The sequence below is a fragment of the Micromonospora jinlongensis genome (assembly GCF_013410645.1).
Taxonomy (GTDB): domain Bacteria; phylum Actinomycetota; class Actinomycetes; order Mycobacteriales; family Micromonosporaceae; genus Micromonospora; species Micromonospora zamorensis.
The window spans coordinates 5,770,550-5,786,729 of record NZ_JACCHK010000001.1 but is presented as its reverse complement, the minus strand read 5'-3'; the positions used below and the strand labels follow the sequence as shown (position 1 = coordinate 5,786,729).

General features: G+C 69.9%; 11 protein-coding genes. 3 read left to right on the top strand and 8 right to left on the bottom strand.

The window, feature by feature from the left end:
* Window positions 1–77: 77 nt before the first annotated feature.
* From ispG to HNR22_RS26085, 5 genes are all read right to left on the bottom strand, one after another.
* Window positions 78–1,250 carry a flavodoxin-dependent (E)-4-hydroxy-3-methylbut-2-enyl-diphosphate synthase gene (ispG, locus tag HNR22_RS26105; protein ID WP_179782567.1) on the bottom strand — a complete coding sequence of 391 codons (1,173 nt, stop codon included), beginning with the start codon at window positions 1,248–1,250 and terminating at the stop codon, window positions 78–80.
* A 9-nt stretch (window positions 1,251–1,259) separates the two neighbouring features.
* Window positions 1,260–2,510, bottom strand: coding sequence for a M50 family metallopeptidase (locus HNR22_RS26100; protein ID WP_179782566.1), 1,251 nt, complete (start codon window positions 2,508–2,510; stop codon window positions 1,260–1,262).
* The gene (dxr, locus tag HNR22_RS26095) at window positions 2,510–3,721 is read right to left on the bottom strand and encodes a 1-deoxy-D-xylulose-5-phosphate reductoisomerase (protein WP_179782565.1); all 1,212 of its coding nucleotides are present in this window, start codon (window positions 3,719–3,721) and stop codon (window positions 2,510–2,512) included. The genes HNR22_RS26100 and dxr overlap by 1 nt, the downstream gene beginning before the upstream one ends.
* A 504-nt stretch (window positions 3,722–4,225) precedes the next feature.
* Window positions 4,226–8,197: a CARDB domain-containing protein gene (locus HNR22_RS26090; RefSeq protein ID WP_179782564.1), complete on the bottom strand. Its 3,972-nt coding sequence runs from the start codon at window positions 8,195–8,197 to the stop codon at window positions 4,226–4,228.
* Window positions 8,198–8,573: 376 nt separating this feature from the next.
* Entirely contained in the window at window positions 8,574–9,125 is a 552-nt protein-coding gene (locus tag HNR22_RS26085) for a GNAT family N-acetyltransferase (RefSeq protein ID WP_179782563.1), read from the bottom strand.
* A gap of 51 nt (window positions 9,126–9,176) precedes the next feature.
* On the opposite strand from HNR22_RS26085, the gene HNR22_RS26080 reads away from it, so the two are divergent.
* Window positions 9,177–10,016: a YhjD/YihY/BrkB family envelope integrity protein gene (locus HNR22_RS26080; RefSeq protein WP_179782562.1), complete on the top strand. Its 840-nt coding sequence runs from the start codon at window positions 9,177–9,179 to the stop codon at window positions 10,014–10,016.
* 11 nt (window positions 10,017–10,027) lie between these two features.
* Complete coding sequence (locus HNR22_RS26075; RefSeq protein ID WP_179782561.1) at window positions 10,028–11,623, top strand: phytoene desaturase family protein; 1,596 nt, start codon at window positions 10,028–10,030, stop codon at window positions 11,621–11,623.
* A 94-nt stretch (window positions 11,624–11,717) separates the two neighbouring features.
* Here the strand turns inward: HNR22_RS26075 and HNR22_RS26070 are convergent, their stop codons facing one another.
* Complete coding sequence (locus HNR22_RS26070; RefSeq protein WP_179782560.1) at window positions 11,718–13,298, bottom strand: Rieske 2Fe-2S domain-containing protein; 1,581 nt, start codon at window positions 13,296–13,298, stop codon at window positions 11,718–11,720.
* A 199-nt stretch (window positions 13,299–13,497) separates the two neighbouring features.
* Here HNR22_RS26070 and HNR22_RS26065 point away from each other — a divergent pair, with 199 nt between their 5' ends.
* Entirely contained in the window at window positions 13,498–13,719 is a 222-nt protein-coding gene (locus tag HNR22_RS26065; RefSeq protein WP_088946662.1) for a DUF2631 domain-containing protein, read from the top strand.
* 85 nt (window positions 13,720–13,804) lie between these two features.
* Here the strand turns inward: HNR22_RS26065 and HNR22_RS26060 are convergent, their stop codons facing one another.
* Window positions 13,805–14,974 carry a DivIVA domain-containing protein gene (locus HNR22_RS26060; protein ID WP_179782559.1) on the bottom strand — a complete coding sequence of 390 codons (1,170 nt, stop codon included), beginning with the start codon at window positions 14,972–14,974 and terminating at the stop codon, window positions 13,805–13,807.
* A 31-nt stretch (window positions 14,975–15,005) separates the two neighbouring features.
* On the bottom strand, window positions 15,006–16,163 hold the full coding sequence (gene rlmN, locus HNR22_RS26055) for a dual-specificity RNA methyltransferase RlmN (RefSeq protein ID WP_179782558.1): 1,158 nt from the start codon (window positions 16,161–16,163) through the stop codon (window positions 15,006–15,008).
* Between the last annotated feature and the right edge of the window lie 17 nt (window positions 16,164–16,180).

The following is a 16,180-nucleotide window of genomic DNA, read 5'->3' as shown; positions in this document are numbered from 1 at the left end:
GCCCCGCACCGACGGGCCGGGATGCAACAAAAGCGGCCGTTCCCCACGGGGGAACGGCCGCTTTTCCAACTGGAAAATCAGTGCACGGTGACCGTCGGGCCGGTGATGAGCCCGCGCAGCTCCTCGGGAAGCTCGGCGCCCATCTCGTCGGCGATCCGCAGCGCCTCCTCGATCAGCGTCTCCACGATCTGCGCCTCGGGCACCGTCTTGACGACCTTGCCCTTGACGAAGATCTGGCCCTTGCCGTTGCCGGAGGCGACACCGAGGTCGGCCTCGCGGGCCTCGCCGGGTCCGTTGACGACGCAGCCCATCACGGCGACCCGCAGCGGCACCGGCAGCCCTTCCAGACCGGCGGTGACCTCCTCGGCGAGCTTGTAGACGTCCACCTGGGCGCGCCCGCAGGACGGGCAGGAGACGATCTCCAGGCCCCGCTCGCGCAGGCCCAGCGACTCCAGGATCTGGTTGCCGACCTTGATCTCCTCCACCGGCGGGGCGGACAGCGACACCCGGATCGTGTCGCCGATCCCCTCGGCCAGCAGCGCGCCGAAGGCGACCGCCGACTTGATGGTGCCCTGGAACGCCGGCCCGGCCTCGGTGACACCCAGGTGCAGCGGGTAGTCGCACTGCTCGGCGAGCTGCCGGTACGCGCGGATCATCACAACCGGGTCGTTGTGCTTGACCGAGATCTTGATGTCGCGGAAGCCGTGCTCCTCGAACAGCGAGCACTCCCACAGCGCCGACTCGACGAGCGCCTCGGCGGTGGCCTTGCCGTACTTGGACAGCAGCCGCTTGTCCAGCGAGCCGGCGTTCACGCCAATCCGGATCGGCACCCCCGCCGCCCCCGCCGCGCGAGCGATCTCCTTGACCTTGTCGTCGAACTGGCGGATGTTGCCGGGGTTGACCCGGACCGCCGCGCAGCCGGCGTCGATCGCCGCGAAGACGTACTTGGGCTGGAAGTGGATGTCGGCGATCACCGGGATCTGCGACTTCTTGGCGATCGCGGGCAGCGCCTCGACGTCGTCCTGGGACGGCACGGCAACCCGGACGATCTGGCAGCCGGACGCGGTCAGCTCGGCGATCTGCTGGAGGGTGGCGTTGACGTCGGAGGTGAGGGTCGTGGTCATCGACTGCACCGACACCGGCGCACCGCCGCCGACCGGCACCGAACCGACCATGATCTGGCGGCTGGCCCGACGGGGAGCGAGCGGCGGGGGCGGCACGGCTGGCATACCGAGACTGATTGCGGTCACTTCAGGCACTCACCTTGAGAAGAGCGTGATGGGGTTGACCACGTCCGCGGCGATGGTCAGCAGCGTGAACGCGCCACCGATCAGGATCACCACGTACGTGAAGGGCATCAGTTTGAGGTAGTCCACCCGGCCGGGGTCGGCCCGCCCGATCCGCGCGTAGATCCAGGATCGGGCCCGTTCGAACCAGGCGATGGCGATGTGGCCGCCGTCCACCGGGAGCAGCGGCAGCAGGTTGAACACGCCGATGAAGAAGTTCAGCGACACGAAGAGCATGAAGAAGACCAGCCAGGCGTTGTTCTCCACCGCCTCGCCGCCGAGTCGGCTGGCGCCGACCACACTGATCGGGGTGTCGACGTCCCGCTCGCCGCCGGTGAGGGCGGTCCACAGGGCGGGGACCTTCTGCGGGAGGCGCTGGAGCGCCTTCACGGTGCCGACGGCCAGCTCACCGGTGAAGTCGGCGGTGGCACCGAAGGCGCCGACCGGCCCGTACGTCACGCGGGTGGGCGTGCTGGGGACGAGCCCGACGCCGAGCGCGGCCACCGGCGCGGCGGCACCGGTCGGGTCGTCCAGCGGCGGACGCTGGGTCTGCGCGAGCACCGTGCTGGCGGTGCCCGGCTGCCCATCGCGGACATAAGCGATCTGCGCGGTGTCGCCCGGCTTGAGCCCGCGCAGCGTGGTGAGCAGGTCGCCGTAGGAGTTGACCGGCGTGCCGTTGACCGAGGTGATCCGGTCACCGTTGCGCAGTTGCGCCTGGGCGGCCGGGCTGGCCGCGTCGCCGGGGGCGCATGCCCGCAGCGAGTTCTCCGGCACCACACACTCGCTGAGCCGGATGACTGCGGGTTCCTGGCGGGCCTGCGCGTCGGTGGTCGGGAAGTCCGGGTTGGGCAGGCCGGCGGAGACCGCGAGAATCCAGATCGTGACCAGGGCGAGCGCGAAGTGCGTGATCGACCCGGCGGCCATCACGATCGTCCGCTTCCAGACCGGGTAACGCCACATCACCCGCGACTCGTCACCCGGCTCGACGTCGTCGTCCTGCGGGGTCATCCCGACGATCTTGCAGAAGCCGCCGAGCGGGATGCCCTTGACGCCGTACTCGGTCTCTCCCCGCCGGAACGACCAGATGGTGGGGCCGAAGCCGACGAAGTACTTGGTGACCTTCATCCCGAACATCTTGGCGGTGAGCAGGTGCCCCGCCTCGTGCAGACTCACCGAGATGAGAATGGCCAGGGCGAAGAGGACCACCCCGAGCAGGTACGACATCAAGCTCCTTCCACCGAACCCGCGATGATCTCCTGCGCGTGCGCGCGTGCCCACGACTCGGCCGCGAGCACGTCCTCGACGGTACCTGGTTCGCCGAAGTCCGGAGCGTCCTCCAACACGCGCTCGAGGGTGTCGACGATGCCGAGGAACGGCAGCCGGCCCGCCACGAACGCCGCGACGCACTCCTCGTTCGCCGCGTTGTAGATCGCCGGCCGGGAACGTCCGGCCTCCCCCGCCGCCTTGGCCAGCGCGACGGCCGGGAACGCCTCGTCGTCCAGCGGCGCGAACTCCCAGGTGTGCGCGGCCGTCCAGTCCACCGCCCTGGCCGCCTCCGGCACCCGGTCCGGCCAGCCGATGCCCAGCGCGATCGGCAGCCGCATGTCCGGTGGGCTGGCCTGGGCGATCGTCGACCCGTCGACGAACTCGACCATCGAGTGGATCACCGATTGCGGGTGCACCATCACGGTGATGTCGGCATAGGGGACGTCGAACAGCTCGTGCGCCTCGATCACCTCAAGGGCCTTGTTGACCATGGTCGCCGAGTTGATCGTGACGACCGGCCCCATGTTCCACGTGGGGTGCGCGAGCGCCTGCTCGGGTGTGACCTGCGTCAACTCGTCGCGCCCCCGACCCCGGAACGGGCCGCCGCTGGCCGTGACGATCAGCCGGCGAACTTCCGCGCGCGAGCCGGAGCGCAGGCACTGGGCCAGCGCCGAATGCTCCGAGTCGACCGGCACGATCTGCCCCGGCCGCGTCACCGCGGCCCTGACCAGCCGGCCGCCGGCGACGAGGGACTCCTTGTTGGCCAACGCGAGGGTACGACCACCACGCAGCGCGGCCAGCGTAGGAGCGAGGCCCAGCGAGCCGACCACCCCGTTGAGCACGATGTCGCACGGCCACTGGGCCAGCTCGGTCATGGCATCGGGGCCGGCCACGATCTTGGGAAGCTTGAAGTCACCCGTGGCCCAGCCGCGCCGGCTCGCCTCGGCGTAGAACGCCAGTTGCAGGTCCTGCGCGGCGGACGCCTTGGCCACCCCGACGGCCTCGACGCCCAGCTCGAGGGCCTGCGCGGCGAGCAGCTCGACGTTGCCGCCGCCCGCACCCACAGCGACCACCCGGAACCGGTCCGGGTTACGCCGAACGATGTCGATGGCCTGCGTGCCGATCGAACCGGTGGACCCGAGCAGGACAAGGTCGCGGGGGGAAGTCACGAGGCCATTCTTCCCCACCCTCGCTGCACACCCGCTGGGAGCCTCAACCCCCGCGCCCCTTCAGGCCGAAGGCCCGCCCAACGCCATGATCAACTCGAGTTCATGAAAACCGGGCCATCAACGGCGCCCGGACCCCCCGACTTTCGGAAAGCCGAGTCGATCAAGTGCCTGATATCCATCGTCGTTCCCTGCTCGGTGCCGGGCGCCGGCACGAGCGATCCCCGATTGGCTGGATGGTGTTCCGGGCGACCTGATGCTGGCCATGGCCGAGCGTCATGATCATGCGTCTGAACGCCGAGGCGCTCGCGGCAGCCCTGGCGCCGGTGCCGGCAGCCTGATCGGGCCGGCTCGCGTCGGCCTGGCCGTCGCAGTGGTGGCGTTGCCGGCACTGCAGCGGGTCCCCGCGACGCACAGGCTTGATCGACTCGGGCTTACGGAAGTCGGGGTGTCCCCGGCGGAGGGACACCCCGATTTCACTGAAACTGTGTTGATCAAGCCGGACGGTTAGCCGCCGTTGATGACGAACTGCGAGCCCGGCTGGACGACGATGTTGCCGTCGGCCGAGTTCGTGATGGTCACGTTCGTCAGGTTGGCGTTGCCGCGCGCGCCGCTCATCGCGAGGATGCCGGCACCGTTGTTGGACTTGTCGATCCGCACGTTGGTAATGGCGACGTTCGGCATGTTGCCGCCGCCGTTCTTGAACTGGATGCCGTCGAACGTGGAGTCGATGATGTCGGTGTCGCGGATCGTGACGCCGACGATGTCCCTGGTGGCGGGGAAGAGGGTGATGGCCCCGAACTCCTGGTCCTCGTTCCAGAACGCCCCACCGGTGCGGTAGAGCCCGTTGTTGGCGATCAGCGTCGTGCCGGAGAACGGCAACGGGTCGTGGTCGGTCGCCAGCATGATGCCCGGGTAGTTCGCCGTGTCGTAGATCAGGTTGTTCTCGATCGAGTTGTCGTAGCCGCCGTAGATGGCAATGCCGTTCGCCCGCCAGGGCAGCTGGATGGTGTTGTTGACGAAGTGGTTGTCGTGGGCGATGTCGACGTTGCGGTCCTTGACGTACGGGTTGGCCCAGACGGCGAGGGCGTCGTCACCGGTGGTGCGGAACGACGAGTTGAACACCCGCGAGTTGCGCGTGCCGTTGCTGAAGTTGATGCCGTCGGCGTACGTGTTGCGGATCCGCATGCCGCTGAACTCCAGCCCGTCGGCCGGCCCCCACAGGTCGGGGATGTTGTCGTAGTCGCGACCCACCCAGACACCCACGTTGGCGTGCTCGATCCACACGTTGCTGATCCGGGTGCCGGTGCCGAAGCGACCGTTCAGACCGACGCCACCCTCGGCGTTGCCGTCACCGCCACGGATCCGGCCGGAACCGAAGATGGCGATGTCGGAGATCTGGGTGTTCTTGTCGATGTCGAAGCCGAAGTTGCCCTCGTGCGGGTGGTTGATGCCACCCACCACGTTCTGCGGCTCGGTCAGCGTGTACAGCTGCGAGTGCCACATCCCGGCGCCCCGGATGGTGACGTTGCTGATGCCGACCTGGTTGTGCGTGCCCCGGTTCAGCGGGTCGTCGGTCAGGATCTTCTGCTCCTGCCGCCACTGCCCGGCGGGGATCCAGACGCAGCTGATGACGCCGTTCTGGTCGTCGGTCACCGCCCGCTGGATGGCAGGCGTGTCGTCGAGCCCGTCGTTCGGGACCGCACCGTACGAGGTGATCGAGGTGCAGCCGGCCGGCTGACTCGCCGCCGGTGCCACCTGCTCCAGGTCGATCATGTCGATGACGTAGAACGAGGCGGTGTCACCCGAGTCGCGCTGCAACTTGAACCGGGTGCCGGCCGGGTACGACTGCGCCAGCAGCGCGTTCGACTCGTCGAAGAGCCGTCGGGCGTCGGCCTGCGGGGTGTTGGTCAGCGCCTCCGGCCCGTCGGTGTTGCCGTAGAGCCAGCTGTGCTTCGACGACAGGGTCAACTTCCGGGAGAAGACGTCGTTGACGTAGAGGCTGATGGTCGCCTCGATGCCGCCGCCACCGGGCGCGTCCGGGATGGAGTTGCGCACCACGATGGAGTTGGCCTGGTTGGCCGAGGTGAACTCGACGAACTGGCCGGTGCTGTTGAGCCGGACCGACTTGCGCCCGGAGGACTCGCTGGCGAAGTTGGTGTGGCCGAAGGTACGCAGCGCGTCGGGCTCCAGCAGCGTGCCCTGGTAGCGAGCGGCCTCGGCCTCGTACGAGACGTACGGGACGGCCGCGCCGCGCCCGACCACGATCGACTGGCTGAACCCGTTGTTGGTCTCGTTGGTCTCGGTCACCACGTAGGTCGCGTCGGCGGTGGCCGTGATGGTGGCACCTCCGCTGGTGGCGGTCCAACTGCCGGTGACGGCCACGTTGACCGTCGCGCCGGCCGCGATCGAGGCGGTGCTGGTGTTGAGCGTGGTGCTGCCCACCACCAACCGGGTGACAGTGGTCGCGCCGGTCGCGGTGGTGCCACGGTTGCGGACCGCCACGGTGAAGGTGACGGACGCGCCGACCGCCGGGTTCGGGGGGTTCGAGGCGATGCTGAGCACCTGGAGGTCCGGGCCGGGGGCCTGCGCGACCACCAGCGGCGACGCTGCCGTGAAGCTGTTGTTGCCGTTGTTCTGCTCGACGATCGTGTTCGCCGGGTCGACCACCGCCGAGACGGCGTAGCTGCCCATCGGCCGGGTGCCGGCGTTGAACGACACGGTGGTCGAGCCGCCCGCGGCGAGCGCGCCCACCGTGGCGCTGCCGGCGACCGCGCCGGCCAGGCTGAAGTTCACGGTGGTCGCCGCGGCGGCGGCGGAGCCGATGTTGCGCACCACGGCCGAGAGCGTGACCGGGGAGACCTCGCTGGGCGATGTGGGCGACCAGGTCACCGAGCTGACGACCAGATCCGGGTTGGGGGCCGGCGTGCCGCACACCTCGAACTCGGCCACCTGGCCGGACGGGGCGCCGGTGTTGCCGGTGAACCGCAACTGCACGTCCGCGGTGGTCGCGGTGACCGGGATGCTCACCACGTTGGTTCCCTGGACGAACTGGTAGGTCGCCGCCGACACCAGACTGGTGTACGAGGACGAGGCCTGGTCGCGGCCGAGGACCTGGATGGTCTGGGTACGGGTGCCCCAGGCCGGGTCCGGGTTGAGCTTGACGGTGACGCCGGAGATGGAGTGGTTGGCACCCAGCGCGACGGTCAGGTTCTGCGGGTAGCTCGCCGCGCCCTCCCAGTAGGTGGTGAGCTGCCCGTCGTTGGCCTTGTCCGGGGTGAAGCTGAAGGTGGAGCCGCTCGCCGTCATGCTCTTGCCCTGCGCAACGTTGGTGCAGGCGGGCGGGTTGCTGCCGGTCCGGGTGACGGTGTTGCTGTTGCCGGACAGGTTGCCGGCGCCGTCGCGCGCCCGGACGTGGTACGACACCGTCGCCGTCGCCGGCTGGGTGTCCTGGTAGGTGAGGACGGTGCCCAGGGTCGCGATCAGGTTGCCGCCACGGTAGACGTTGTAGCCGGCGAGACCGCTGCCCCCGGAGTCGGTGGAGGCGCCCCAGGTGATCGTGATCGTGCTGCCCGACGTGCTCTGCGACAGCGTCCCCGGCACGCTCGGCGCGGTGGTGTCACCACTGCCGGTACGGGTGACCGTGTTGCTGTTGCCGGAGAGGTTGCCGGCGGCGTCGCGCGCCCGCACGTGGTAGGACACGGTGGCCGTGGTCGGCTGGGTGTCGTTGAAGGTGGTCACGTTCCCGATGGACTGCAGGAACGCGCCGTTGCGGTAGACGTCGTAGCCGGCGATGCCGCTGCCACCCGCGTTGTCGGTCGAGGCGACCCAGTTGAGGCTGATGGTGGTGCCCGACTGGGTGTACGAGAGGTTGCCGGGGACGCTCGGCGCGGTGGTGTCCGGGGTGGTGCCCCCGCTGCCGTACACCTCCAGCTCCGAGAGCTGCCCGGCCGGCCAGGCGCTGTTGGCGGTGATGTTGATCCGCACGTAGCGGGTGGAGGTCTGACCGAAGTTGATCGTGACCGTGCTGCCGCTCGCCGGGTTGAAGGTGTACGTCTGGGACCCGACCAGGTCGGCGAACGACGAACCGTTGGCGCTGCCCTGCACGCTCAACGTCTGCGTCCGGGTGCCCCAACCGGAGGTCGGCAGCTTCAGTACGACCTGGTTGACGCTCTGCGATGAGCCGAGATCGACCTGGACCCACTCCGGGAAGGAGTTGTTGACGCTCTCCCAGTAGCTGCCCGCGTTGCCGTCGACGACCTTCGACGAGTCGTAGACGTCGGCGTGGCCGCTCTCCTGGGTGGGCCGGCCCTGCGCGAGGTTGGTGGCCGCCGCGGCGAAGCCGGCGCTTGGCGCGGACACCGTGTCGGCGGGGCGGGCGGCACCGGCGGGATTCGCGAGGGCGGTGACCCCTGCCGTGGCGATCAGCGTGGCCGCGGCTGCCGCCGCCACCATCCTGAACAGATTCGTTCGTCTCATCACTGTCCTTGTCGTCGGGGGACGGCTGCCGCGGCGGCTTGACCACGGGGGGTGGGGGTGCGGCGGTGGGACGACCACCAACGGGCCCCTCCAGGGAGCCCGTTGAATCTTCCGGGAGCATGCGCTAAATCATGCACGCCTTTGTCGAAATCTTGCGTTACTTTGACCAAAGGTTACTGACGTGCTACGGGAGCGTCAACACTTCGACCACCGTGACTATTTATGGGTATGCGCGTCCTGCGGGCCGTCGCCGCTTCGGTTCGGTGGGCGCTCGCGGGCGCAAGAGTGATGCCGGTGAGTCGTCAGGACGACTCACCGGCATCAGGGTTCGCAACGCGTTGGGCTCACCGCACGGGCACGGAGGTGCCCGGGGTGTTCAGCCGGTCGGCGCTGATCGGACGAAGGTCTCCAACTCCTCACCGCCGTACCACTCGGTGCGCCGGCCCACGTGCTCCATGCCGAGTCGCCGGCAGACCGCCATCGACGGCTCGTTGCCCGGCGACACGACCGCGTAGATCTCCGAGGTGCCGGCGGCGAACTCCCGCGCCATGAGGGCACGGGCCGCCTCGGTGGCGTAGCCGTGACCCCTCGAGTCCGGATGCAGGTGCCAGCCCGTCTCGATGTCCTCGGTGAGCTGCGTCTCCGGGGTTCCCGGCAGCCGCTTGAGCAACACCGTGCCCGCCACCAGCCCGGTCTCGCGTACCTCCATCGCCCAGGTGCCGTACCGGCCTCCGTCGGCGGCGTGCCGGTCCTGCCAGATGCGCAGCCGATCGATGGCCTCGCTCGGGTCGGTCAGCGGCAGACCCGGTGCCGCGCCCAACCAACGGGTGATCTCGGGGCGGGAGTAGATGTCGTAGATCCGGGCCAGATCGGCCGGATCGTCGGTCCAATCGCGCAGGATGAGGCGTTCGGTGGTGACAACAGTCATGACCGGCGATCTTAAGGAGTGGCGGCCCTGACGACAGGGAAAGGGATCACGATGGGCAGCGGATGGCAGCAGGCGAAGCGGATCACCCGGGCCGCGTTCCGCCCGCTACGTGGGCGGGACCTGTCGCTGCACGCCGCCGCGATCACCTTCTACGGCGCGATCGCCGTGGTGCCGGTCGCCCTCTTGGCGATCTGGCTCACCTCCCTGATTGCCGGAGCCGACCGGGTACGCCGGCTCACCTCGTACGCCGTGGAAGCCCTGCCCACCGCGATCGGCGCACCCCGCGCGGTGGACGCGTTGGTCAACGCCGGGGTGGAGTTGACCCCGCTGCTGGCGCTGGCCTCGCTGCTGCCCGCGTCGCTGTACGGCGAGGGGCTGCGCCGGGCGTTCGTCTCGGTGGCGGCACCTCGTTCCGACGAGCACCTGGTCGGCTGGCGGGGTCGGATCCTCCTGCTGCCGCTGCTCGCGCCGGCCCCCGCGCTGCTGCTGTCGATCCTGCTGGCACTCCCGCTCACCACCCGTCTCGTCCGTCAGGGTGGATGGGTCGGCGTGCTGGGCGTGGTGCTGTCGTTCCTGGCGGTCTGGTTGGTGCTCACGCCGGTGCTGGTGTGGGTGTTCCGGGTCGTCGGGTCGGCCTCCCCGGACTGGCTCTCCACGCTCGGGATCGGGTCGTTCACCGCGGCGAACCTCTCCGGCTTCCTGCACGGCTTCGTGCTCTTCGCCTCGCTCCCCCTGGACCTGGGAGTGCCGTTCGGTGGCTTCGACGAGATCGGCGCCGGCGTGGCCGTGCTCCTGTGGCTCTACATGTTCCACGTGATCGTCCTGGCCGGTTACTCCGCCACCCTGACCCTCTCCCGCTGGCGCGCCCAGCGCACCGGAGGCACGGACTAGGCTGCGGCGGCATGAGCAGTGAGATTCCGGCCCGCGCCGACGTCGTGATCGTCGGTGCCGGGCACAACGGCCTGGTCTCCGCAGTCCTGCTGGCCCGCGCCGGTCTGGACGTCCTGGTGCTGGAGGCGGCCGACGTGATCGGCGGCGCGACCCGCACCGAGAACCCGTTCCCGAAGGTGCCGGGGCTGCGGCACTCCACCGGCTCGTACCTGCTCGGGTTGATGCCACCGGAACTGCTCGCCACGCTCGACGTACGGATCCCGGTGCTGCGCCGCGACCCGCACTACTTCCTGCCCACGCCGGGTGGCCTCGGCTCGCCGTACCTGCTCAACGGCCGCGACACCGCAGCCACCCGGGCGCAGCTCGCGGAGTTCTTCTCCCCCGCCGACGTGGCCGCCGACGACGCCATGCAGGCCGAGTTGGCCGCGCTGCGCGAGGATCTCGCCCCGGCCTGGCTGGCGGAGCCGCTGAGCGTCCAGGAGACCGCCGAGCGGCACGTGCGACCGGCGCTGCGGCAGGTCTTCGTCGACCTCGTGCAGGGTTCGGTGGCCGACTACCTGGCCCGGTTCGAGTTCCGCTCCGAGCTGCTGGTCAGCATGTATGCGGTCACCGACGGGCTGTCCGGCCTCAACGCCGGCCCGGACGACCCCGGCACCGGCCACAACTTCCTCGTGCACAACATGTGCCGACTGCCCGGCTCCGGCGGCACCTGGATGATCGCCGAGGGCGGGATGGGCACTGTCTCACGGACGTTCGCCGACGCCGCGCGGGCCGCCGGGGCGACCATCCTGACCGGTACGCCGGTGAGTGCGGTGACGCTCGACGGCGGCGCGGCGAGCGGAGTGGTGCTGGCCGACGGCCGACAGGTCGCCGCCCGGGTGGTGCTCGGCGCGTGTGACCCGTACCGGTTGATGGACCTGCTGCCCGACGGCGCGCTCCCGGCGCCCCTCGGCGAACGGATGGCGGCGGTCCGCCGCCCCGGCACCACCCTCAAGCTCAACCTGGCGCTCACCGGGCTGCCCCGGTTCTCCTGCCTGCCGACCGGCACGCCGAGCCCGTTCGGCTCGACCATCCACCTGCTGCCCGGCTCCGCGTCGCTGGTCGGCGGGGACGACACGTCGCCGATGACCGCGCTGCGCTCGATGTGGGCGGACGTGCAGGCCGGCCGACTGCCGGCGGAGCCGACCATCGAGTGGTACCTGCACACCACCGTCGACCCGTCGCTCTCCGACGCCGCCGGGCACCACTCGTCGGCGCTCTTCGTCCAGTCGGTCCCCTACGAGCTGGCCGGCACCACCTGGGACGCGGCACTGCCCGGCTACGTCGACCGGCTCGTCGAGATCGTCGAGCGGTACGCCCCCGGCACCGGTGACCTGATCGCCGACGCGGTGCCGCTCCCCCCGCCCGGCATCGAGAAGCACTTCGGCATCACCGGCGGGCACATCCACCACGTCGACAACACGGTCTCGTTCACCGACCGGATGCCCTACGCCACTGGCATCGACGGCGTGTACGCCGGCAGCGCCGGCTGCCACCCGGCCGGCAGCGTGATCGGCGCAGCCGGCCACAACGCCGCCCGCCGCATCCTCACCGACCTAGCGGTCTGACCAGCGGCCCCTACCCCAGACGCACGTTGATCATGAAGTTATCGCCTGCCGCCGCGGCGTGTCGGGGCAATAACTTCATGATCAACGTGGCTGGTCAGATCACCGCCTCGCCAGCGGGGGCGGGAGTCTCTGCGTCCACCCGGTGAGCTCTCACCTTGTGGCCGACGCTCGTTAGGCAACGGCCGCTGGGCAGGTCGAAACGCCAGCCGTGCAGCTGGCAGGTGAGCTGATCACCGTCGACGATGCCGAACCGGGTCAGGTCCGCCTTCAGGTGCGGGCAGCGCCGCTGCACCACCCAGTCGCCCAGGGTGATGTCCTCGGCGTCGGTGCTGCGCTCGTGCTCGTCGTACCAGCCCTCGGCGTACTGGAGACGCTCCTCGGAGAGGCACTTGAAGAACGCGTAGACGAACTCGTTGTACTGGCCGATCCGGGCCGCCGAGAAGCGGCAGGACAGGAAGAGCGAGTTGACCCAGTCCACCTCGTCGATGAAGAGCAGATGCTCGATCAGCGACCGCTCGGTCCGGAACCGGTAGCGGACCTTCTCGTCGGCGTACGGTCGGACCTCCTTGCCCGGGAAGTCCACCACGATCGACTCGACACTCTCGCCGTCGTAGCCGACCAGGTCGAAGCGGACCGGGCCACCCACACCCTTGGCGAGGTAGATCGACTCGTCGAGCAGCGGCTCGATGCGGCGCTTCATCTCGCCGAGGACGTCCACCTCGGGGTGCCGCCAGGACGCCTTCTCGGCCTCGATGACAGGGCGCTTGCGCTCCCGCATCTCCTCCAGGTGGGCGACCTTGTTCGCGAAGAACTCCTCCACCGGCACCGGGTGGGTGGTGCTCGCGCCCTCGGTGGTGACCTCGGCGACGCTTCCCGGCAGGAGCACGATCCCGTTGGTGCCGCCGACCTTCGCGTACTCCGACAGGAAGACCGACTGGTCGGGGAAGATGTTGCCTTCGTCGCCGTGGATGTCGTTGAACTGCCACAGCGCGTCGTCGAGGAAGCACGGCGGGCCGGCGATCGGGAAGACGTGGTCGGCCTTCAGGTCGTCGATGTAGCGCCACGTCCGGTCGAACTGCCGGTCGCGCTTCTGCTTGCCGAACGCGGTCTTCGCCGCCTGCGGCAGCTCGTAGACCATCGGGTACCAGATCGCGCCGGAGAACTGGAGCAGATGCGCGTGCACGTGCCCCAGCTCGGCGAAGACGCTCAGGTCGGTGGGGCGGGCGTCGTTCTGGTTGAGCAGCCGCACCCCGTCGTACTCGACCCAGAGCGACGAGTCGCCGATCGGTCCGTCGGTCGGGCTGGTCAGCGCCTGGATCATGATCTTGAGGCCGCCGGGCAGCTCCACGACCTGCTCGTTGGGCGCCCTCAGGAACTTGGTGAAGCCCAGCGCCCGAAACTCGTCCTCCATCTCCGAGGTGGGGAACTCGGGGAGCAGGACCGTGGCGTCCTTGGAGATGAAGTCCCGCAGGTGCTTGGCGTCGAAGTGGTCCCGGTGCAGGTGGGACACGTACAGGTAGTCGACCTGGCCCAGAGTCTCCCAGTCGAGCAGGGAATTGTCCGGGAACGGGAACCACGAGGCGAAGTAGGCCGGATTGACCCACGGGTCGCACAGAATGCTGCCCGCGGCCGTGTCGATCCGCATGCTGGCGTGCCCGGTTCCGGTCACTCGCACCGCACAGTCCCCCTCAAACAGACAATCAGGTGTACGCCAAACGCTACCGGAGGGAGTCTGACCACCGCCCCGCGACGCCGGTAGTGCCGTTCGGCCCCTGGTGGGCAGTGCCTGACGGCCGGGAAACCCCCACCCCGCCGCGCCGAGCAGGAGGCGTGCCAGACTAACCAAAGATCCGATCGCGAGGGAAGGACCGACAGTGGCAGGAAGCGAGCCGGTAACGTCGCCAGACCAGCACAAGCCCGGGCACCGCAAGGCCGGGCAGATCGGCGCCGTGCTGTCCGCACTGGCGCTGCTGGCGATGATCTGCGGCAACCACGAGGGCAGGGTCGAGGACCTCTGGCTGATCGGCCTGGCCGCGCTGCTGCTGATCATCGTGATCGGCGACATCGTGCTTCGGCGCAACGGTCTGCGCTCCTGACCCGACCGACCGCCGGACGACCGGCCGACGACGCCGAGGGCCCGCCCCCACCCGGGGGACGGGCCCTCGTCCGTACGCGTCGGGGTCAGCGCCCGAAGAGAATGTCCTGCACGTCCTTGAGCGCGGCGTCCACCTCAGCCTCGAAGTAACCGCCGGGCACCAGCCCGAACCGGAGCGTGTCCAGGTCCTTCGGGTCGACCGGCATCGGGTTGCGGCGCTGCATACCGCCGAGCAGGGTCTCGAAGAACCGGTCCACCTGGTCCGGGTCGTAACCGCTGCCGAACCGGCGTACCTGGAAGCTGCGGCGGATCTGGTCGACCCGGTACAGATCGCTGCCGGGCGGGCCGGCCATCGGCGGACCACCCATCGGCGGGCCGCCCATCGGGGGACCGGCCACGGCGGGCGGGCCGCCCATCGGCGGGCCACCGATGCCCTGCTGAGGTAGCTGCGGTGGACCGGCCGGGCCCCGACGCATGTCGCGCAGGTCCCGCTCCGGCATCCGGATCTCGGCGGTCATGTCGGCCCGACCGTGTCGCCCGGCCTCGAAGCCGTCGAAGCGCGGCTCCTCCGGCGGATAGCCGCCGGGCGAGCGCTGGTCGTCCGGGCCGTACCCACCCGGTGAGCGCTGGTCGTCCGGGCCGTACCCACCCGGTGAGCGCTGGTCGTCCGGGCCGTAACCCGAGGGGCCCGCGGGGAGGCCGCGCGGCGGAACGCCGTGGCCACCCATCGGGCCGGGGCCCATCGGGCCACCGGGACCCATCGGGCCAGGGCCGGCCGGGCCGCGCGGCGCATCGTAACCGCCGCGGGGGCCGTCGTACCCACCGGCGAAGGCACCGGTCGGCTCGTCGTAGCGGCCGTAGCGGTCGACGGGCGGGCCGGCCTGCGCGGGCATCGGACGGGGTGGCATCGGCTGCGGAACCATGCCCCGCTCATCGCGCATCGGCGGCCCCATCCGGTCCGATGGGCCCATCCGGTCACCCATTCGGGGATCGCCACCGCGCCCGGCGCTGTTGCGCTCCTCCAGCTCGGCCAACTGCCGCTCCACCCGGTCCAGGTGCAGGTCGACCTGCCACTCGTCGTAGCCGTTGAACCGGACCCGGAAAACGACGTCGTGGACCTCCTGGGAGGCCACCGGGGCGCCGACCTGTCGGCCGTCGAGTGTCGCCTCGACCCGGTCGAGGAAGGCATCCACCTCGTCGACCTTGTATCCCCGGCGGAGCGCCTTGCGCCGGAAACGCTGACCCTGACTCGCCACTATGTCTCCTGGTCTCGTTCGCCACGCCCGGTCACGCCGGTGCCTCTCCGGCGCGGTCGGTGAAGGTGTCGTTGTCCTCGGCGGCGGCGAGCTGACCACACGCGCCGTCGATCTCGCGACCTCGGGTGTCCCGTACGGTGGTGGACACCCCGGCATCGCGCAACCGCCGGACGAACTCCCGCTCAACCGGCTTCGGGCTCGCGTCCCAGCGGCTGCCCGGCGTCGGATTGAGTGGAATGAGGTTCACGTGGGTCAACTTGCCGGCCAGCAGCCGCCCGAGGAGGTCGGCTCGCCACGGCTGGTCGTTCACGTCCTTGATCATCGCGTACTCGATCGACACGCGACGGCCCGTCCGGGCGGCGTAGTCCCACGCTGCGTCCAGCACCTCGGCTACCTTCCAGCGCTGGTTCACCGGCACGAGTTCGTCGCGCAGATCATCATCGGGCGCGTGCAACGACAGCGCAAGGGTCACTGAGAGGTCTTCGCTGGCCAGTCGGCGGATGGCCGGAACCAGGCCGACCGTGGAAACGGTGATGTGCCGCTGGGACAGGCCGAGCCCCTCCGGAGCAGGGCTGACCAGTCGACGGATCGCCCCGATCACCCGGTTGTAGTTGGCCAACGGCTCACCCATGCCCATGAACACGACACGCGACAGCCGCGGCGGGGAGCCGACCACCGCGCCGGAGGCCGCGACGCCGGCCATGTAGACGGCCTGGTCGACGATCTCGGCGGTGGACAGGTTGCGGGTCAGCCCGGCCTGGCCGGTCGCGCAGAACGGGCAGGCCATCCCGCAGCCCGCCTGGCTGGAGATGCAGACGGTCACCCGGTCCGGATAACCCATCAGCACGCTCTCCACCAGAGCGCCGTCGTGCAGCCGCCAGAGCGCCTTACGGGTCGCGCCGTCGTCACACGCCAGCTCGCGCACCGGGGTGAGCAGGGTGGGCATGAGCTGCTCGGACAGCCGCTCCCGGGTCGCCGCGGGCAGGTCGGTCATGGCCTGCGGGTCGCGGACCAGCCGCCCGAAGTAGTGGTTCGAGACCTGCTTGGCGCGGAACGCGGGCTCACCCAACTCGGTGACCAGCGCCTGGCGGCCGGCCAGGTCCAGGTCGGCGAGGTGCTTCGGCGGCATGGAGGCTCGGCGCGCGGCGGGGGCGTCCGAGATGGCGGGGATCAACGGCAGGCTCGTCATGGCTGGTCTAGTGTGTC